Raw genomic sequence first — 19,479 nt, 5'->3', positions numbered from 1 at the left:
TAGCCGGTGGAAAGTGCGGGGGAACGCACGGGAAGCCCCGTCGGAACGTACGGGATGGGCGGCCTCCTGATTGGCCCGCGGGACGACTGGTTAGGCTCGAAGGCGTGAGCAGGCTCCAGGTCGTCAGTGGCAAGGGCGGTACCGGCAAGACCACGGTCGCCGCGGCACTCGCGCTCGCCCTCGCCACCGAGGGCAAACGCACCCTTCTGGTGGAGGTGGAGGGCAGGCAGGGCATCGCGCAGCTCTTCGAGACGGAAGCCCTTCCGTACGAGGAACGCAAGATCGCCGTCGCGTCGGGCGGCGGGGAGGTGTACGCCCTCGCGATCGACGCCGAACGCGCGCTGCTGGACTACCTCCAGATGTTCTACAAGCTGGGGAGCGCCGGGCGGGCGCTGAAGAAGCTCGGCGCGATCGACTTCGCGACGACCATCGCGCCGGGACTGCGGGACGTCCTGCTGACCGGCAAGGCCTGCGAGGCCGTCCGGCGCCGGGACAAGAAGGGCGCGTACGTCTACGACTACGTGGTGATGGACGCGCCGCCCACCGGGCGCATCACCAAGTTCCTCAATGTGAACGACGAGGTCGCCGGGCTCGCGAAGTTCGGGCCGATACACAACCAGGCGCAGGCCGTGATGCGGGTCCTCAAGTCCCCTGAGACAGCGGTGCACTTCGTGACGCTGCTGGAGGAGATGCCGGTCCAGGAGACCGCCGACGGGGTCGCCGAGCTGCGGGCCGCCGAGCTGCCCGTGGGCAAGGTGCTGGTGAACATGGTCCGGCCGCAGCTGCTGGACGAGGAGGCGCTGCGGGCGGCGGCGGGCGAGCGGCGGACGGCGGTCGCACAGGCGCTGTCCGCGGCGGGTCTGGGCGGCGCCCGGCGCGGCGGGCACGCCGAGCGCCTGGTGGACCCGCTCCTGGAGCAGGCGGCGGAGCACGCGCAGCGGGTCGAGCTGGAGCGGGAGCAGCGGGAGGCGCTCGCCGGGATCGGCCTGGATACGTACGAACTGCCCATGCTGGGCGAGGGGTTGGACCTGGCCGGGCTCTACCGGCTGGCGGCGGCACTCCGCACCCACCTCGGGGCGGACCGGGCACAGGGAGCGGCATGAGCTCGCAGGAACGCCGGGCGCGGGAGACGGGGCTGGACACGGTGCCGGTACTGGACACGGTGCCGGTGCTGGACGTCGATCCGCTGCTGGACGACCCGGCGACCCGCATCATCGTGTGCTGCGGCTCCGGAGGCGTCGGGAAGACGACCACCGCGGCGGCCCTGGGCGTGCGGGCGGCGGAGCGGGGGCGGCGGGCGGTGGTGCTGACCATCGACCCGGCGCGCAGGCTCGCCCAGTCGATGGGCATCGACTCCCTGGACAACGTGCCGCGCCGGGTGAAGGGCATCGACGAGGGTGCGGGCGGCGAGCTGCACGCCATGATGCTCGACATGAAGCGCACCTTCGACGAGGTCGTCGAGGCGAACGCCGCCCCGGACCGGGCCCGCGCGATCCTGGAGAACCCCTTCTACCAGTCCCTGTCGGCCGGGTTCGCCGGTACGCAGGAGTACATGGCGATGGAGAAGCTGGGGCAGCTCCGCGCGCGGGACGAGTGGGACCTGATCGTCGTGGACACCCCGCCGAGCCGGTCCGCGCTGGACTTCCTGGACGCGCCCAAGCGGCTGGGGTCGTTCCTGGACGGGAAGTTCATCCGGGTGCTGATGGCGCCGGCGAAGGTGGGCGGCCGGGCCGGGATGAAGTTCCTCAACGTCGGCATGTCGATGATGACGGGCACGCTCAGCAAGCTGATGGGCGGTCAACTCCTGCGCGACGTGCAGACGTTCGTGGCGGCGATGGACACGATGTTCGGCGGGTTCCGCACGCGCGCGGACGCCACGTACCGGCTGCTCCAGGCGCCCGGGACGGCGTTCCTGGTGGTCGCCGCCCCGGAGCGGGACGCGCTGCGCGAGGCGGCGTACTTCGTGGAGCGCCTGGCCGCCGAGGAGATGCCGCTGGCCGGTCTCGTACTCAACCGGGTGCACGGCAGCGGCGCCCCCCAGCTGTCCGCCGAGCGGGCGCTGGCCGCCGCGGAAAATCTTGGACAGCGCGGCATTGTGGATCAGGGGGACGGGAATGCTGGTCCTCGTGGCTCCTCCACGGCCGCATCTCCCGAGACACCCCGCACCACCGCACGCGGCGGCGCGGAGGACACCCGTACCGAGGACACGCAGTCCGAAGGCACGCAGCCCGAAGACACGCATGCCGAGGGCGACGGTGAAGTCGCCGACGACGTCGCGCAGTTGACCGCAGGTCTGCTGCGGCTGCATGCCGAACGCATGCAGGTCCTCGCGCGTGAACAGCGAACGCGCGACCGCTTCACCGCACTCCACCCCGAGGTGGCAGTGACCGAAGTCGCCGCCCTGCCCGGAGACGTGCACGACCTGGCCGGCCTGCGGGACATCGGTGAGCGCCTGAGCCACCGGTGAACCACGAGTCGTCCGTGGGCCATGGGCCTTGCGCGGACCACGAGTCGTCCGTGAACCACGGGGCCTCCGTGAGCCGCGAGCCGTCGGTGAGCCACGGGCCGTCCGTCGGCATTGCCCGTCGGTGAGCGACCGGCGGCCGGTCCGGACATCCCCGTCCGCACCCGTCGCCCTGCACGTCGTCACCCTCGGTCCCGCCACGTCCGGCCTGGGCTGCCACGATCGGCCCAGTCCCGCCACGATCGGCCTAGCCCACCGCGGCGTACGTCTCCTCGTAAACCTCGGTGTCCTCGAGCACCGCGGGCAGGATTCCCGCACTGCGCTCGTACTCCGTGCGCGCCGTCTCCAAGAGCCTGCGCCACGAGGTGACCGTCGGACGCCTGCGCAGCAGCGCACGGCGTTCCCGCTCCGTCATGCCACCCCACACGCCGAATTCGACGCGGTTGTCCAGCGCGTCCGCCAGGCACTCGGTCCGCACCGGACATCCGGTGCACACCGCCTTCGCCCGGTTCTGCGCCGCTCCTTGTACGAACAGTTCATCCGGATCGGTAGTGCGGCAGGCTGCCTGCGCACTCCAGTCGGTTACCCAGCCCATCCCGGCGCCGTCCTCTCCCGAATCGAGGCTCCCCCACGGCGGCAGCGGCATATTCACCGCTGCCAGTTGAGGACGTTACGGAAGGTGGGCACAGCGCAACACCCCCTTCGGGCCCAATCTTGAATGGCCCGAACGGACTATGCGTATGCGGCAGATCACCCAGGGGAGTGAGCTGGGGACATGCGTCATCTACCCGGAGAAACGGGACAGTTCAGTGGGACCGAGGGGGGCTCGGGACCGACCGTGGGGACGAGCGGGGGACCACTCGGTCCGGCCCCGCCGACGTGAGACGGAACCGTACTGGTGTGACAGCTGAGAGCAGCTTAGGCCAGAGCCTTGACGTGTGTCCGGCGAATGGGAACGTAGCCGTCCCAGGTTTCTCACGCGGGCCGTCCGACCGGCCCGGCTTCGCCCGGATGTCACAACCTGGTACTCGAACATCCCGAGAAGCACCTGCTCCTACGGAACGTCCCACTCTACGGATTAGGCTTCGCCCCATGGCAAAAACGCGTTCGGGCGGGGGTCTCACGCGGACCCAGCAGGCCGCCAAGTTCCTCGGTGTCAGCGTGCTCTCCGGAGCCGTCCTGGCCGGCATCGCCCTGCCCGCGGCCGGCGCGCTCGGTCTCGCGGCCAAGGGGACGGTCGAGGGATTCGACACCATCCCGGCGAACCTCAAGCGCCCGCCGCTGAGCCAGCGCACCACGATCCTGGACAGCCAGGGCGGCAAGATCGCCACGGTGTTCTCCCGCGACCGCACGGTGGTGGACCTCAAGGACATCTCGCCGTACATGCAGAAGGCGATCGTCGCGATCGAGGACAACCGCTACTACGAGCACGGCGCGGTCGACATGAAGGGCATCCTGCGTGCCCTCAACCGCAACGTGCAGGCGGGCGGCACCGCGCAGGGCGCCTCGACGCTGACGCAGCAGTACGTGAAGAACGTGTTCGTCGAGGAGGCGGGCGACGACCCCGACAAGGTCGCCGAGGCCACGCAGCAGACCCTCGGGCGCAAGATCCGCGAGCTGAAGTACGCGATCCAGGTCGAGAAGGAACTCGGCAAGCACAAGATCCTGGAGAACTACCTCAACATCACCTTCTTCGGGCAGCAGGCGTACGGGGTCGAGGCCGCGTCCCAGCGGTACTTCAGCAAGCACGCCAAGGACCTGAAGCTGGAGGAGGCCGCGCTGCTGGCCGGCCTGGTCCAGTCGCCGACCCGGTACGACCCGGTCAACGACTCCGCCGAGGCCACCAAGCGCCGCAACATCGTGCTGACGCGCATGGCCGACATCCGCGAGATCTCGCCCGCCGAGGCCGAGCGCGCCAAGGCCGCCCCGCTGAAGCTGAAGGTCAGCAAGCCGAAGAACGGCTGCATCACCGCCGTCAGCGGCGCCGGGTTCTTCTGCGACTACGTCCGCGAGATCTTCCTCAACGACCCGGTCTTCGGCAAGACCAAGGAGGACCGGGCCAAGGTCTGGAACCAGGGCGGTCTGACCGTACGCACGACCCTGGACCCGAAGGCGCAGCAGTCGACGCAGGCCTCCATCAAGGACCACGTCTACAAGAGCGACAAGGTCGCCACGGCCGTGACCCTGGTGGAGCCCGGCACCGGCAAGGTCCTCGCGATGGGCCAGTCCAAGCCGTACGGCTTCGGGAACAACGAGACCCAGATCAACTACTCGGTCGACAAGAACATGGGCGGCTCGAACTTCGGCTTCCCGACCGGCTCGACCTTCAAGCCGTTCCTGACCGCGGCCGCGCTGGAGGAGGGCAGGCCGCCGACGCAGGTCTACTCCTCCCCGTACCAGATGCCGTACCCGGCCCGGATCGAGACGTGCAGCGGCAAGCCGTGGGTGAACGTCGGCATGAAGCAGAAGCTGGAGAACGAGAACGAGAAGGAGAAGGGCCCGTATCCGCTCAGTGAAGCGATGAACATGTCCGTCAACACGTACTTCGTTCAGATGCTCGAAGACATCGGGATGTGCCCGGTGGCCAAGATGACCGAGAAGCTCGGCCTCGTCCAGGGCCACGGCAAGAAGCTCTCCGAGGAGCCCTCGGCGCTGACCCTCGGCTCCGAAGGCATCTCGCCGCTGCGGATGGCCAGTGCGTACGCGGCCTTCGCCAACCGGGGCACGTACTGCACCCCGATCGCCATCGAGTCGATCACCGCCCCCGGCAAGAAGTCGCTGCCGGTGCCGAAGACCTCGTGCACGGCGGCCATGGCCGAGCAGACCGCGGACACCGTCAACACGCTGCTGGGCGGAGTGGTCGACTCCGGTACGGGTAGGCAGGCCGGACTCCAGAACGGCCGTGACAACGCGGGCAAGACCGGTACCACCGACTTCCGCAAGAACGCCTGGTTCGTGGGCTACACCCCGAACCTCTCGGGCGCCGTCTGGGTGGGCAGCCCCTCCCAGCAGGTGAAGATGGAGAACATCACCATCGGCGGCCGTTACGAGGCCAAGGTGTTCGGCGGGCAGGTCCCGGGGCCCATCTGGCGGGACGCAATGTCCGGGGCGCTCGAAGGCAAGGACTCGCCGCAGTTCAAGACGGTCCACATCCCTGAGCCCGAGAAGGACAAGGACAAGGACAAGAACAAGGACCGCGACAAGAACCGTCCCGGCGGCGACAACAAGCCCCCCGGCAACGGGGACGGCAATGGGAACGGGAACGGCAACGGCGGCGGCAATGGGAACGGCGGCGGGAACGGAAACGGGAACGGCGGCGACCACGGCAACGGCGACGGCAACAACGACGGCGGCGGCTGGGGCGACATCTTCGGCGGGAACGGGCCGTGAGCCGGAGCGACCGGTGACCGCGTGAGTCTGGACGGGTGACCGGTGACCGCGACGACCGCGACGACCGCGACGAGCGCGTGAACAACGAGTGAGGGCGCCACCCCGACGGGGGTGGCGCCCTCACTCGTACATCTCCAGGCGTGCACCGGCGACTCACGCGACCCGCACCTCCACGGGTACGGACCGGCACCGACCGGCGGCCTGCGCGACCGGCACCTCCGCCGGCCCGGACCGGTGCCCCGGACCTACCCGCCGGCACGTCCCGGCGACGACCCGGACCTACCCGACGACCCGGACCTACCCGGCGGCCCGGATCCACCCGCCGCCGCGGATCAGCCCGCCAGCAGCCCCTTCACCGTCGCCGCGACACGCCCGCCCTCGGCGCGGCCCGCGACCTTCGGGTTGACGATCTTCATGACGGCGCCCATGGCGCGCGGGCCCTCGGCCCCCGCCGCCTGCGCCTCGGCGACGGCCTCGGCGACGATCGCCTTCAGCTCGTCGTCGCTCAGCTGCTGCGGCAGGTACGTCGCGAGGATCTCGCCCTCGGCCTTCTCCCGCTCGGCCTGCTCGGCGCGGCCGCCCTTGGCGAAGGCGTCCGCGGCCTCGCGGCGCTTCTTCGCCTCCTTGGCGATCACCTTCTCGACCTCGGCGTCGGAGAGCTCGCGGGCCTCCTTGCCCGACACCTCCTCGACCTGCACGGCGGCGAGGGTGAGCCGGAGCGTGGAGGAGCGGAGCTCGTCGCGCGCCCGGATGGCGGCGGTGAGGTCTTCCTTCAACTGCGACTTGAGCTGGGACTTGAGCGTGGTCATGACGCAAGTGTGGCAGGTCGTACGGGTCCGCCGCCCGCCGATTTCCGCCGCGGCGCCCGCCCCCTCCCCCATCTGCAACGATGGGGGACATGCGCGCACGTTACGGAGTACCCCTGGGAATCACGGCCGTTGGCGCGGCCGGACTCGCCTACGCGGCCGGTTTCGAGGCCCGCTCCTTCAGACTCCGACGCGTGAGCGTCCCCGTCCTCCCGCCGGGCGCCAGGCCTCTGCGCGTGCTCCAGGTCTCGGACATCCACATGGTGAGCGGCCAGCGCAAGAAGCAGCGCTGGCTCCAGTCGCTGGCCGGGCTGCGCCCCGACCTCGTCGTCAACACGGGCGACAACCTCTCCGACCCGGAGGGCGTGCCGGAGGTGCTGGACGCGCTCGGCCCGCTGATGCAGTTCCCGGGCGCGTACGTCTTCGGCTCCAACGACTACTACGGCCCCAAGCCGCGCAACCCCGCCCGCTACCTCCTCGAAAAGGTCCAGGGCAAGCACGGCCTGAACGGCAACCCACCCGTGGTCGGCGCCGTCCACAACCCGTGGGAAGACCTCCGCGACGGCTTCGACGCCGCGGGCTGGCTCAACCTCACCAACACCCGCGGCAACCTCAAGCTCCGCGACGGCTTCGACCTGGCCTTCACCGGTCTGGACGACCCCCACATCAAGCGCGACCGGTACGCCGAGGTCGCGGGCGGCCCCTCCGCCTCCGCCGACTTCACCCTCGCCGTCGTCCACGCCCCGTACCTCCGCGCCCTCGACGCCTTCACCGCCGACGGCTACCCGCTGATCCTGGCCGGCCACACGCACGGCGGCCAGGTCTGCATCCCCTTCTACGGCGCCCTGGTCACCAACTGCGACCTGGACACCGGCCGCGTGAAGGGCCTCTCCACCCACACCTCCGGCGGCCATCGCTCCCACCTGCACGTCTCGGCGGGCTGCGGCGCCAACCGCTACACCCCGGTCCGCTTCGCGTGCCCCCCGGAGGCGACCCTGCTGACGCTGACACCGAAGGCCTGACAGCCCCAGTCGTACGGTCCGGGCCTCCCCACACACGAGGCCCGGGCCCGCGCCTCTCCCCGGCCGGAGAAGCCCCCTCCCCAGCCGGGATGGCACCCCACCCGCCCAAACCCGGACGAACTACCCTACCGTGGGAGCCATGATCGCCCCGACCTCCCCGGGTGTACCCGCCGCAGCGGTCGTGCCGCCCCGCCGTCGCCCGTACGCAGCCGTCTTCCGCGCCCTGCTCTGCGCGGCCGCCGTCACCGGCATCGTGATCGACATGGTCGTCGGCGACCCGCTCCGGGTCCCGATCTACTTCACGATCCAGTCGAACGCCCTGCTCGCCGTGGTCCTCGGCTGGTCCGCCCACCGCGCCTGGACCGGCCGGCCACCGCTCTCCCCGCGCCTCACCGGCGGCGCGTTCCTCTTCATCGCCATCACCGGCCTCGTCTACCACCTGATCCTGGCCAACGACTCCAGCGGCTTCTCCATGACCGGCGACGCCCTCACCGGCCCCCGCGCCCTCTCCAACCAGCTCCTGCACACCGTCACCCCCCTCGGCGCGGCCCTGGACTGGCTCCTCCTCACCGCCCCCGGCGGCCTCCTCTTCCGGTACGCCGCCCAGTGGCTCCTCTACCCCGCCGCCTACTTCGCCTTCGCCTTGATCCGCGGCGCCCTCCTCTCCTCCACCGCCGAGGCCCGCTACCCGTACCCCTTCCTGGACGTCGCCGCCCACGGCTACGCGAGCACCGCCGTGACCGCCCTGGTCCTGGGCCTCGCCTTCTACGCGCTGGCCCTCGCCCTGGTCGCCCTGGACCGCGTACGCCCCGACCTGCGCCGCCGCGAAAACCGGATTTCGCCTGAGCGCGCGGGTGGGCTAAAGTAATCGATGTCGCCACGGCAACGCGGTGGACATCGGGGTGTAGCGCAGCTTGGCAGCGCGCTTCGTTCGGGACGAAGAGGTCGTGGGTTCAAATCCCGCCACCCCGACAGCCGTAACACCAGGTCAGGCCTGGTCTTCCTTCTGGGAAGACCAGGCCTGATTTGCGTTGGGCGGGTGCTCGGGAGTGAGTGGGGAGTGGGCGGGGGCCATACGCGTGCGTCGGCTCGGCACCGCCTGCCCCCTGCCCCTACTTCCATCGCGCCGTATGGAAGGACACCGCCCCCTCGGGGTGCGCAGCAGGGATCTTCGACCAGGCGATGAAGTCGCCCTTGGCGTACACGGCGCTGTATCCCTCTTGGGAATCGACCCTCCACAGCTTCTGCTTGGCGATGTCGAATACGTACTCGCCGCCGTCCCCCGCCGAGGTCCCGCTGCCCCAAGCGATGAGCTTCGGGGTGACGGAGAGTGCCATCGTCGGGGCCCCGGGGTGAGACAGGCCGAAGGAGATCGTCTTGCCGCCGGGTTGGGCGAGGGAGTACAGCTTCGCCCGTTCCTGGTGAGGGTTGGACACCACCCAGGTGATGCGGGGGCCGCTCACCGCGAGGACGGAAACCTGTTGGTCGGTGGTCAGTGAGCCGGCGGTCACGAGTGCATCGTGTCCGGTCTCGTCGATCTTGCGGATCTCGTAGCGGTTCTTGGGGAAGCCCGGGGCCACGTCCTCGGAGCGGACGTAGTAGAGGGTGCCCCCGTCCGCCTTGGGCAGCTTCGCCTTCGTTACCGCGTCCGCGACCTTCCCTTCACCGGACTTCGGCCGCGACACGATCTTGACCCCGAACTTGCGCTCGTCCCGCGTCGGATGAGTGGTCGCCCAGAAGACGTCGCTCCGGCCCATCGTCGGTACGGTCTGCCCGGGGGGCGGAGGAAGCTTCGCACCCACAGACGCAGAACTCCCCAGCAACCGCGTCGTGTTCGCGGTCGGGTCGTAGAAGAAGACGCACCAGTCGGACTCGTACAGATTGGTGCTGGACGTCTCGTTCCACGCCACCGAGCCGCTGCGCGCGTCGGCCTGGTCTGCCTGCCGGGGGCGGTTGCCGCACGGCTCCGTCGGCCGGGGGAAGGCCCGGAAGCCCGACGCGCTCTGCAGGCCGACCCTGCTCTGACCGATCCTCACCTGGTCCCCTTCCATGGCGGGGGCGGGGTTCTCGGCCACGACAAGCGCACCGTCGGCGGTAACGTCCAGAACACTGCGGTGGTGGCCGCCGGGTGCAACTCCCGTAACGGTCATGCGCTTGTCGAACTGGGCCCCCGATAAGGCTGGTTGGGCCTTCGAGGTGGCCGTGGCGCTTGGCTGCGTGCCGGGAGCGGTGGTGCTTCCTCGGGCAGACGGGGAAGCACCACCCTTCTCCTGTGTGCAGCCGACCAGGCCGAGAGCAAGGGCTACGACGGTGACAACCGTGGGTTTCCGCATGGTGGGAAAGCGACTCCGTTCGACTGGTTTGCGTGACGGTGGCGCGGGATGCTGGGGGTATGGGGTTTGCCGTGTTGCTCACTTTGCCGGGGTTGGTCATCGCGTTGACCGTGGTGGCGTTCGTGGATCAGATGTTGCTCAGGATGGGGCGGGCCGGGGTGCTGCCCTGGCGGGGGCGGGGGACTCGGGGGCAGGTGTCGGCGACGGGGTTCGAGCAGTTGCACGCCAGTTTCTCGCCGGGGAAGCAGAACGAGCTGAAGGAGCGGCAGAGTTCGCTCGTCATGCGGGACGACGAGGAGGACGGGGCGCCGCCGCATCGGACCAGTGTGGATCTGCGGGGCGGGACCGCGGTGGTGCGGCTGCCCCGGGGGACGGGCGGCCGTCAGTAGCGCTCCACCAGGTGTTCGCGGCCCGTCGGGGGTTCGTAGGGTTCGGGCCAGAATTCGGTGATCTCGGTGATCAGGCCCGTGCGCGGGTCGGTGGTGAAGAAGGTCTGGGCGTGCAGTTCCGTCAGGCCGGAGGTGGTGTGGGTCCAGGTGGCGGCCTGGGGGGATTCGACGACCGTGCGCAGGACGCGGGTCTGCCAGGCGCCCGGGTATTCGCGGTTGAAGCGGGAGTAGGCCTCCTTGCCGCGGATGCGTTCGCGGGTCTGGGGGAGGTCGTAGACGACGTCGTCCGCCAGGGTCGTGTCGAAGAGGTCCCAGTCGTGGTCGTTCACCGCCTTCCAGTAGGTGGCGATCAGGGTGGGGAGGGGCGGCGTGGGAGAGAGGTTTTCCGTCATGAGGGGAGTGTGGGGGGCGGGTCTGACAAATGAGGGGGGACGATTCCGTTTGAGGGTGGGGGGTGGTCCTGTTTGATGGGGGGATGAGCAGCGACGAGAAGACCACGGTGACGGACGTTCCCCTGTGGGAGCAGCGGTTTCGGGCGGCGCGGGTTTCGTTGCCCGACTGGGCCGAGGAGGCTCCTGAGCGGGCGTTGTTCGTGTCGAACGCGACGGGGACGTACGAGCTGTATGCCTGGGACCGTGAGAGCGGGGAGCAGCGGCAGGTCACCGATCGGGCGAACGGGACCACGGACGGGGTGCTGACGCCGGACGGGGAGTCCGTGTGGTGGTTCAGCGACACGGACGGGGACGAGTTCGGGGTCTGGATGCGGCAGCCGTTCGGGGGCGGGGCGGACGTGCTGGCCGTGGAGGGGCTGGAGGCGTCGTATCCGGCCGGGCTGGCGTTGGGGGTGGACGGGACTGTCGTGGTGGGGCGGTCGACCGATGAGGAGGGGTCGACCGTTCATGTCGTACGAGGTGGAAAGGGTGCGCCCGTCGAGATCTACCGGCACCGGGAGTCGGCCGGGGTCGGGGATCTGAGCCATGACTCCGCGCTGCTGGCCATCGAGCACACCGAGCACGGGGATGCCATGCATTCGTCGTTGCGGGTGGTGCGGGTGAGTGATGGGGGTGTCGTCGGGGAGCTGGACGATTCGAAGGGCGGGACGGAGGAGCTGGGGCTCGCCGTGCTCGGGTTCTCGCCCGTGGACGGGGACAGCCGGCTGCTGGTCGGGCATCAGCGGCGCGGGCGGTGGGAGCCCATGATCTGGGACCCCGTCGCCGGGACCGAGACCGAGCTGGCGATCGACCTGCCGGGCGACGTGGACGCGGACTGGTACCCGGACGGGACCGCGCTGGTCATCGGGCACAGCTACGAGGCACGGGGCGAGCTGTGGCGGTACGAGATCGCCAGTGGCGAGCTGAAGCAGGTCGAGACGCCGGTCGGGTCGGTCAGCGGGGCCACCGCGCGGCCGGACGGGTCGGTCGAGTACATGTGGTCGTCGGCCGCCGAGCCGCCGGTCGTACGGTCGACGGCGGGCGGGGTCGTGCTGGATCCGCCGGGGGCGAAGGCGCCGAAGTCCGTGCCCGTGGAGACCGTGTGGGTGGACGGGCCCGGCGGGCGCGTGCACGCGCTGGTGCAGCGGCCGGAGGGGGCCGGGGACGGCCCGTATCCGACGATCTTCGAGGTGCACGGCGGGCCGACGTGGCACGACAGCGATGCGTTCGCGTCGGGGCCGGCGGCCTGGGTGGATCACGGGTTCGCTGTTGTACGGGTGAACTACCGGGGGTCCACCGGGTACGGGCGTGAGTGGACGGACGCGCTCAAGCACCGGGTCGGGCTGATCGAGCTGGAGGACATCGGGGCGGTCCGGGAGTGGGCCGTCAGCAGTGGGCTCGCGGATCCCGAGCGGATCGTGCTGTCCGGGGGGTCGTGGGGCGGGTTCCTCACGCTGCTCGGGGTCGGGACGCAGCCCGAGGCCTGGGCGCTGGGCGTGGCGGCGGTGCCCGTCGCCGACTACGTGACGGCGTACGAGGACGAGATGGAGGCGCTCAAGGCGCTCGACCGGACCCTGTTCGGGGGGACGCCCGAGGAGGTGCCGGAGAGGTTCGAGGCGTCGTCGCCGCTGACGTACGTCGACGAGGTGCGCGTGCCCGTCTACATCTCGGCGGGGATGAACGACCCGCGATGCCCGATCCAGCAGGTCGAGAACTACGTGGACCGGCTGGCGGCACGCGGGGCGGTCCACGAGGTGTACCGGTACGAGGCCGGGCACGGGTCGCTGGTGGTGGAGGAGCGGATCAAGCAGGTGCGGCTGGAGATCGACTTCGTGAAGCGGCACCTGGGCTGAGGGCTCGGGCGGGGGCGGCGGCGGGAGGGACCGGACGGGAACGTACCTTTGAGGGCGTGTACCGGTTTCTGCTGACCCCGCGCTGGTGGGGGATCAACCTGTTCGTCGTGCTGGCCATCCCCTTCTGCATCTTCATGGGGTCCTGGCAGCTCGGCCGCTTCGAGGACCGGGTCGACTCGCACCGCAGCGCCGAGTCCGCCCCCGATCCCGCCCGGCAGGCTGCCGCACCGCTGGCGTCGCTGCTGCCGGTGACGACGGAGACCTCCGGCAAGCAGGCCGAGGTCGAGGGCACGTACGGGGAGCAGTTCCTGGTCCCCGGGCGCCGGCTCGACGACCGGGACGGGTACTACGTCCTCGGGATGCTGAAGACCGGGGCGGGGAAGGCCATTCCCGTCGTACGGGGGTGGGTCGCCGGGGAGGCCGGGGGGGCCACCCCGCCGGCCGCCCCGCAGGGGCGGGTGACCGTCGTCGGAGCGCTTCAGGCGTCGGAGAACGCGCAGACCGACGGGGTCAATGCGGCCGGCGGGCTGCCGCGCGGGCAGGTCGGGATGATCAGTTCCGCGACGCTCGTGAATCTGGTGCCGTACGACGTGTACGACGCCTGGATCACGCAGAGTTCCGGGCAGACGGGCGGCATGAAGGCCGTGCCTGCCGTGGCCCCGCAGGGCAGTGGACTGGATCTGAAGGCGTTCCAGAACCTCGGCTACACCGGTGAGTGGTTCGTGTTCGCCGGATTCGTGCTCTTCATGTGGTTCCGGCTGGTGCGCCGCGAGGTCGAGGCCGCCCGGGACCTCGCGCTCGGGATTCCCTCGGAGGAGCAGAGCGCGGATCAGGGAGCGTCCAGCACGCCTGTCCGGTAGATCGTGCCCGCGCACGCGTTGGGGATGGTCGTCGCGGCGCTCGGTGCGCCCTCCTCCGGCGTGTGCGTCACCGCCACCTTGCCGTCCGCCGGGTCGCCGTCACCGGTGAGGAGCTGGGTGGTGGTGCCGGTCGACTTCTCGTCCTGGGGGCCCGTCTCGGGGACCTTGCCGCCCGGTTCGCCGCCCGGAGTGCCGCCTTCCGTGCCGCCGGCGCCCGGGTTCTCGCCCGTGGGGGTCGGCTTCGGGGTGGCCCCCGTGCTGGGACAGGTGTCCTGCGGGACCCAGGCGAACTGCACCTCGTACGCCGCTTCCGGCGGCAGCACCAGGCTGCGCGCCTCCTTCGCCGGGTCGGGCAGGCCCACCGCCGGGTCGCCCTGCTTGTGCTCGACGACCTTGATGCGGTTCTGGTCGGCCGCGCCCATCGCCTGGAACTTCATCCGGCCCTCGCCCGGAACGGCGCACTCCGCGCCGGACTTGTTGGCGATGCGGAAGGCCCCGTAGACCTTGCCCGTCGAGTCCGGGGCGCCCGTGGTCGCCTTCACGACCTCCAGCTGGCTGCCGTCGCAGGCGGGCTTCTCGGGCTCGTCGCTGGGTTGTTCGTACGCGTCCGGACGGTGCGCGTCGGCCCCGTCGGTGTCGCCCTGACCCGTGTCGGGCACTCCCGGAACGGGGGCCTCCGTCTTGCCGTCGGGGCCCTTGCCCGTGGTCTTGCCCGGCGTCTTGTCCTGCGGGTCGGCCGGCCCCTGGCCGGTGCCGTCGCTGCCCGTGCCGGAGGTGCCCCCGTCGGAGCCCTCGGTGCTCTCGGAGTGGCCCGCGTTGGCGGAGTTCGCGGTGGTGGTGCTGCCGGAGCGGGAGACGTGCAGGAAGGCCGGGATCGCCGTGCCTATCAGCAGCGCCGCTGCCGCCGCCCCGACCACCGCCTGCCGCCTGCGGGTGCGCCGCAGCGGCACCGCGCGGCGCAGGTGGTCCAGCGCGCCGTCGGAGGGCTCCAGATCCTGTACGGCGCCCTGCATGAGGCGCCGGACGGCCAGCTCGTCGGGGCTGAGGTCGGGGGTGGCCTGCGCGGCGGGGGACGGGAAGGGGAGGGTGGTGCCGCCGCCCTGCCGGGAGCCGTGGGAGCCGTGCGGGCCCTGGGAGCCGTGCGGGCCCTGGGATCCGTGGGGTCCCTGCGGGGCGCGGGGGCCGGGGAAGGGGCCGCCGCCGGGTGCGCCCGGGTACGTACCGCCGTCGGAACCCCAGGAGGCGCCCCGGTGGGGCTGCCCGGCACCAGAACCGGCACCAGCAGGTCCCCCGAAGGGATTCGCCGGGTTCTCCCGCCCGTGGCGCTCCTCGCGCCCGTCGCGCCCGTCGTTCACAGCGTTGTTCTTTCCAGTCCGGTCGTTGCGCGGCCCGTCCGGCCCGTACCTCTCGTGGTCGCTCCCGCTCATGCGGTCGCCTCCATCGCGACGCGCAGCGCCGCGATCCCGCGTGAACCGTACGCCTTCACCGAGCCCAGGGATATTCCGAGCACCTCGGCGACCTGCGCCTCCGTCATGTCGGCGAAGTAGCGCAGGCTCAGCACCTCGCGCTGGCGGCGCTGGAGGCCGCGCATCGCCTTGATCAGCGCGTCCCGCTCCAGGCTGACGTACGCGCCCTCCTCGGCGCTCGCCATGTCCGGCATCGGCTTGGAGAGGAGTTTCAGGCCCAGGATGCGGCGGCGCAGCGCCGAGCGGGACAGGTTGACGACCGTCTGGCGCAGATAGGCGAGGGTCTTCTCGGGCTCGCGGACCCGGCCGCGCGCCGAGTGGACCCGGATGAACGCCTCCTGGACCACGTCCTCGCAGGAGGCCAGGTCGTCCAGGAGCAGCGCGGCGAGGCCCAGCAGCGAGCGGTAGTGCGCGCGGTAGGTCTCGGTGAGGTGGTCGACGGTGGTGCCTTCGGCGGCCTGCGTGCCCCCGGAGGCCACGGCGCTCTGCGTGCCCTCGGCCGTGCGCCCGGCGAGGGTCCTCTCGTCAGCGGCCACGAGTACGGGCCCCGTGGGTGTCGCGGGCCGGTCCGGGACGCGTCCGGCGAACTCCGCCGCGGCGGGCACCACCATCGGCGGGACAGACGTGAGCGCCTGCTGGACCGGCAGGCGCACCGGACGCGCCGCGGGCATGGGGGCGATCACCGGCATGCCGCCGGGCATGCGGGACGCGCGCCGCGGGCGCACTGACGCGCCGCGCAGCGAGACCGCCGTGATGTCGAGAACCTCTGCTGCCACGCCTGTTGGACACACTTCTCCCCGTCAGGGTTGTACGCGTGGGACGCCGCCTTTGACGGCGTGCTCGACAGGTGCGCCGCACCTCGCACCCCGTGCGCCGCATCGACGTGTCCCATGCGCAACCGCCCCTCCCCTTTTGGCCGGGTTTACCCCGATATTTCCGCGGCCTCGTCCGAGGGCGTCGACAGAGACGCCGGGGGCCCAACTGCCGGTTCCCACAAGGCCGTAGGCAATTCCCCCGAATTCCCCCGGCCCTCCGGTCCCCCCGGACTCCCCCGTTCCGCCCGCACCCCCGCACGATTTCCCGTACGACACCCCCGTACGACGGGAACTCGGCACGACAACGCCCTGCCGACAGTCCATCCTCTGTGGTCCGGACCTGTTACACATGCACAGGGCTTTCACAGATCCTACAAAGAATTCCGGTCAGCTCGGAGCGAATTCAGAAGCGACCAATTCGGCGATCTGCACCGTATTCAGGGCAGATCCCTTGCGGAGATTGTCGCCACAGACGAAGAGTTCCAGGGCCTGCGGGTCGTCCATCGAGCGGCGCACCCGGCCGACCCAGGTGGGGTCGGTGCCGACCACGTCGGCGGGGGTGGGGAAGTCGCCGGCCGCAGGGTCGTCGAAGAGGACCACGCCGGGGGCGGTGGCGAGGATCTCCTCGGCCCGCTCCACGGTCACCTCGGACTGGAAGCGGGCGTGCACGGACGCGGAGTGCGTGCTGATGACGGGTACGCGTACGCAGGTGGCGGTGACCCGCAGGTCGGGCAGGCCCAGGATCTTGCGGGACTCCTCGCGGATCTTCAGCTCCTCGGAGGACCAGCCGCCGTCCTGCGGTTCGCCGACCCAGGGCACGACGTTCAGCGCGAGCGGCGCCGGGAAGGGCCCCAGGTCGTCGCCGACCGCACGGCGCACCCCGCCCGGGGTGGTGCCCGCGTCCGGCTCGGCCGCGAGCAGCGAGAGCTGGGCGCGCAGGGTGTCGATGCCGCGCTGTCCGGCCCCGCTGGCCGCCTGGTACGAGGAGACCACCAGCTCGGTCAGGCCGAACTCGGCGTGCAGGGCGCCGAGCGCCACGATCATCGAGAGGGTGGTGCAGTTGGGGGTGGCGACGATGCTGCGCGGCCTCACCCGTACACAGTGCGGATTGACCTCGGGGACCACGAGCGGAACATCCGCTTCCTGACGGAAAGCGGCCGAATTGTCCACCACCACCGCGCCCTTGGCGACGGCGACGGGCGCCCACTGGGCGGCCACCTGGTCGGGCACGTCGAACAGCGCGACGTCCACGCCCTCCAGAGCTTCCTCGGAGAGTGCGTGGACCTCGGACTCCTCCCCGCGCACGGCCAGCTTGGCGCCGGCCGAGTGCGGGGAGGCCAGGAGTCGGATCTCGCCCCAGACGTCGGCGTGCTGCGACAGGATCTGGAGCATGACCCGGCCGACCGCCCCGGTCGCCCCGACGACCGCGAGCGTCGGCTTCTGCGTCACCTTCCGGTGCCTCCGTAGACCACGGCCTCGTCGGAGTCCGTGTCGAGTCCGAAGGCGGTGTGCACGGCGCGGACGGCCTCGTTGACGTCGTCGGCGCGGGTGACCACCGAGATGCGGATCTCGGAGGTCGAGATCAGCTCGATGTTCACGCCCGCGTCGGACAGAGCCTCGAAGAAGCCCGCCGTGACGCCCGGGTTCGTCTTCATGCCGGCCCCGACCAGGGAGATCTTGCCGATCTGGTCGTCGTAGCGCAGCGAGTCGTAACCGATGATCGAGCGCGCCTTCTCCAGCGCGTCGGTGGCCTTGCGGCCCTCGGTCTTGGGCAGCGTGAAGGAGATGTCCGTGAGCCCCGTCGAGGCGGCGGACACGTTCTGCACGACCATGTCGATGTTGATCTCGGCGTCCGCGATGGCGCGGAAGATCGCCGCGGCCTCGCCCGGCTTGTCCGGGACGCCGACGACCGTGATCTTCGCCTCGGAGACGTCGTGGGCGACTCCGGAGATGATGGCCTGCTCCACCTGCTGGTCTCCCTGCGGCTCGTTGCTGACCCAGGTGCCGCGCAGTCCGGAGAAGGACGAGCGGACGTGGATCGGAATGTTGTAGCGGCGTGCGTACTCCACGCACCGGTGCAGCAGCACCTTGGAGCCGGACGCGGCCAGCTCCAGCATGTCCTCGAAGGAGATCCACTCGATCTTCTTCGCCTTCTTCACCACACGGGGGTCGGCGGTGAACACGCCGTCCACGTCCGTGTAGATCTCGCAGACCTCGGCGTCGAGGGCGGCGGCCAGCGCGACGGCCGTCGTGTCGGAACCACCGCGACCGAGGGTCGTGATGTTCTTCCCCTCCTGGCTGACGCCCTGGAACCCGGCGACGATGGCGATGTTGCCCTCGTCGATCGAGGTCCGGATGCGGCCCGGGGTGACGTCGATGATCCGCGCTTTGTTGTGGACCGAGTCGGTGATGACTCCGGCCTGGCTGCCCGTGAAGGACTGGGCCTCGTGGCCCAGGTTTTTGATCGCCATGGCCAGCAGGGCCATGGAGATCCGCTCTCCTGCGGTCAGCAGCATGTCGAATTCGCGCCCGGCAGGGATCGGAGATACCTGCCCGGCGAGGTCGATCAGCTCATCCGTGGTGTCGCCCATCGCGGACACCACGACGACGACCTGATGGCCGGCCTTCTTGGCATCGACGACTCGCTTGGCGACACGCTTGATGCCTTCGGCATCGGCGACGGAGGAGCCTCCGTACTTCTGCACGACAAGGCCCACGTGCGCTCCTCGTTAGTCCATTGCGGCAGTTCATTACTGCGCTCGGGTCAGTTTAACGAGCGGGCCTCTCACGCCAGGGGGGTATCGCATGGTGAGACGTCTCGCTCACGCTGTGGTCCCGCCGCCGGCGTCCTGCCTGCTCGACGTGGATGCTGCCCCGGTCGTGCAGGGGTACGCGAAAGGTGTCCTGGCTCACACGGGAACCGGGCGGGGGTGTCCGGCGTCACACCGCCGCCACAGGAACTCCACGCGTCGCCACCGCACTCCGGAGGAACCATGCGCCTTCGCCTGCCCGCCTGCGCGGCCGCCCTCGCGCTGCTCACCGCGTGCTCCGGCTCCGACTCCGGCGCGAACCACCGCAGCGACCCGGCGCCCTGCCCCGTGCAGACCGGCAGCCCCTCCTCCGACGAGGCCGAACGGCTGGCCGCCGCGCTCGAACCGCTGGTGGAGAGGGGCGGCACGTACGAGAAGGTGTACGGCGCGATGGTCGTCGACCACCCGGAGCGGGGCCGCCTCGCCCTCTGCCTCAGCGACCCCGCCGGCTTCCCGGAGATCAGCGCGGCGGTGAAGAAGCGCGACCCGAAGGCCGACACCTCCCGGCTCGACCTGTACGTCAGCCGGTACAGCCGGACGGACCTCGAAGCCCGTGTCGACAAGCTCGTCGACACCGCCATGGGCAAGCGCAAGAAGGTCGACTACGGCTTCCCCGTCCGGGAGTCGAGCGCGCTGGAGGACGCCTCGGGCATCTCCGTCGGCACGACCCGCGAGGGCGCGGCCTCCCGGGAGTTCCGGGAGCGCCTGGAGAAGGCGACGGGCGTGCCGGTGAGCGTGGAGTACGCACCGCAGGCCCAACTGGACTGAGCGCGTGCGGGGGTACGAGGAAGGGGGCGTCCCGCGCGATGCGGGACGCCCCCTTCTCCGTACGAACTCCGT

Annotated in this window: 17 protein-coding genes and 1 tRNA gene; 10 read left to right on the top strand and 8 right to left on the bottom strand. The window is 70.7% G+C overall.

What is annotated here, in order from left to right; all coding sequences use genetic code 11:
- Positions 1-104: 104 nt before the first annotated feature.
- Positions 105-1,103 (top strand): ATPase BagA, encoded by a 999-nt coding sequence (bagA, locus tag IE269_RS32695; RefSeq protein WP_189826868.1) that lies wholly within the window; start codon positions 105-107, stop codon positions 1,101-1,103.
- Positions 1,100-2,467, top strand: coding sequence for an ATPase BagB (gene bagB, locus IE269_RS32690; protein WP_189826867.1), 1,368 nt, complete (start codon positions 1,100-1,102; stop codon positions 2,465-2,467). Before bagA ends, bagB begins: the two co-directional genes overlap by 4 nt.
- A gap of 244 nt (positions 2,468-2,711) precedes the next feature.
- Here bagB and IE269_RS32685 read toward each other — a convergent pair whose 3' ends face one another.
- Complete coding sequence (locus IE269_RS32685) at positions 2,712-3,059, bottom strand: WhiB family transcriptional regulator (RefSeq protein WP_189826866.1); 348 nt, start codon at positions 3,057-3,059, stop codon at positions 2,712-2,714.
- Between the two features lie 497 nt (positions 3,060-3,556).
- Between IE269_RS32685 and IE269_RS32680 the strand changes: the two genes are divergently transcribed.
- On the top strand, positions 3,557-5,854 hold the full coding sequence (locus tag IE269_RS32680; RefSeq protein ID WP_189826865.1) for a transglycosylase domain-containing protein: 2,298 nt from the start codon (positions 3,557-3,559) through the stop codon (positions 5,852-5,854).
- A gap of 332 nt (positions 5,855-6,186) precedes the next feature.
- Here IE269_RS32680 and IE269_RS32675 read toward each other — a convergent pair whose 3' ends face one another.
- A complete protein-coding gene (locus IE269_RS32675; protein ID WP_189826864.1) occupies positions 6,187-6,663 on the bottom strand; it encodes a GatB/YqeY domain-containing protein in 477 nt (158 codons plus the stop codon).
- A gap of 89 nt (positions 6,664-6,752) precedes the next feature.
- Between IE269_RS32675 and IE269_RS32670 the strand changes: the two genes are divergently transcribed.
- From IE269_RS32670 to IE269_RS32660, 3 genes are all read left to right on the top strand, one after another.
- Complete coding sequence (locus IE269_RS32670; protein ID WP_189826863.1) at positions 6,753-7,682, top strand: metallophosphoesterase; 930 nt, start codon at positions 6,753-6,755, stop codon at positions 7,680-7,682.
- Positions 7,683-7,821: 139 nt separating this feature from the next.
- Positions 7,822-8,550: a Pr6Pr family membrane protein gene (locus IE269_RS32665; protein WP_189826862.1), complete on the top strand. Its 729-nt coding sequence runs from the start codon at positions 7,822-7,824 to the stop codon at positions 8,548-8,550.
- Between the two features lie 30 nt (positions 8,551-8,580).
- Positions 8,581-8,654 (top strand) — tRNA-Pro (locus IE269_RS32660).
- Positions 8,655-8,794: 140 nt separating this feature from the next.
- On the opposite strand, the gene IE269_RS32655 is transcribed toward IE269_RS32660, so the two are convergent.
- A complete protein-coding gene (locus IE269_RS32655; RefSeq protein WP_189826861.1) occupies positions 8,795-9,757 on the bottom strand; it encodes a hypothetical protein in 963 nt (320 codons plus the stop codon).
- 317 nt (positions 9,758-10,074) lie between these two features.
- Between IE269_RS32655 and IE269_RS32650 the strand changes: the two genes are divergently transcribed.
- The gene (locus IE269_RS32650; protein WP_189826860.1) at positions 10,075-10,404 is read left to right on the top strand and encodes a DUF6191 domain-containing protein; all 330 of its coding nucleotides are present in this window, start codon (positions 10,075-10,077) and stop codon (positions 10,402-10,404) included.
- Here IE269_RS32650 and IE269_RS32645 read toward each other — a convergent pair.
- Complete coding sequence (locus tag IE269_RS32645; protein ID WP_189826859.1) at positions 10,398-10,796, bottom strand: nuclear transport factor 2 family protein; 399 nt, start codon at positions 10,794-10,796, stop codon at positions 10,398-10,400. The genes IE269_RS32650 and IE269_RS32645 overlap by 7 nt on opposite strands.
- Positions 10,797-10,879: 83 nt before the next feature.
- Here IE269_RS32645 and IE269_RS32640 point away from each other — a divergent pair, with 83 nt between their 5' ends.
- Both IE269_RS32640 and IE269_RS32635 read left to right on the top strand, forming a co-directional pair.
- Positions 10,880-12,688, top strand: a complete 1,809-nt coding sequence (locus tag IE269_RS32640) for a S9 family peptidase (RefSeq protein ID WP_189826858.1) — start codon at positions 10,880-10,882, stop codon at positions 12,686-12,688.
- Positions 12,689-12,744: 56 nt separating this feature from the next.
- Positions 12,745-13,548 carry an SURF1 family protein gene (locus tag IE269_RS32635; RefSeq protein WP_189826857.1) on the top strand — a complete coding sequence of 268 codons (804 nt, stop codon included), beginning with the start codon at positions 12,745-12,747 and terminating at the stop codon, positions 13,546-13,548.
- On the opposite strand, the gene IE269_RS32630 is transcribed toward IE269_RS32635, so the two are convergent.
- From IE269_RS32630 to IE269_RS32615, 4 genes are all read right to left on the bottom strand, one after another.
- The gene (locus IE269_RS32630) at positions 13,518-14,975 is read right to left on the bottom strand and encodes a hypothetical protein (RefSeq protein ID WP_189826856.1); all 1,458 of its coding nucleotides are present in this window, start codon (positions 14,973-14,975) and stop codon (positions 13,518-13,520) included. The genes IE269_RS32635 and IE269_RS32630 overlap by 31 nt on opposite strands.
- On the bottom strand, positions 14,972-15,715 hold the full coding sequence (locus IE269_RS32625) for a SigE family RNA polymerase sigma factor (RefSeq protein WP_438817652.1): 744 nt from the start codon (positions 15,713-15,715) through the stop codon (positions 14,972-14,974). The genes IE269_RS32630 and IE269_RS32625 overlap by 4 nt, the downstream gene beginning before the upstream one ends.
- Positions 15,716-16,216: 501 nt before the next feature.
- Positions 16,217-17,278, bottom strand: coding sequence for an aspartate-semialdehyde dehydrogenase (locus IE269_RS32620; RefSeq protein ID WP_189826854.1), 1,062 nt, complete (start codon positions 17,276-17,278; stop codon positions 16,217-16,219).
- Positions 17,275-18,546, bottom strand: coding sequence for an aspartate kinase (locus tag IE269_RS32615; protein WP_189826853.1), 1,272 nt, complete (start codon positions 18,544-18,546; stop codon positions 17,275-17,277). The genes IE269_RS32620 and IE269_RS32615 overlap by 4 nt, the downstream gene beginning before the upstream one ends.
- Positions 18,547-18,822: 276 nt before the next feature.
- Here IE269_RS32615 and IE269_RS32610 point away from each other — a divergent pair, with 276 nt between their 5' ends.
- Entirely contained in the window at positions 18,823-19,407 is a 585-nt protein-coding gene (locus IE269_RS32610; protein ID WP_189826852.1) for a hypothetical protein, read from the top strand.
- The last annotated feature ends 72 nt before the right edge of the window (positions 19,408-19,479 follow it).

Source organism: Streptomyces spiroverticillatus, assembly GCA_014650415.1.
Taxonomy (GTDB): Bacteria; Actinomycetota; Actinomycetes; order Streptomycetales; family Streptomycetaceae; genus Streptomyces; species Streptomyces spiroverticillatus.
The sequence above is the reverse complement of the archived record's forward strand: the minus strand, read 5'-3'. Positions and strand labels throughout refer to the sequence as shown.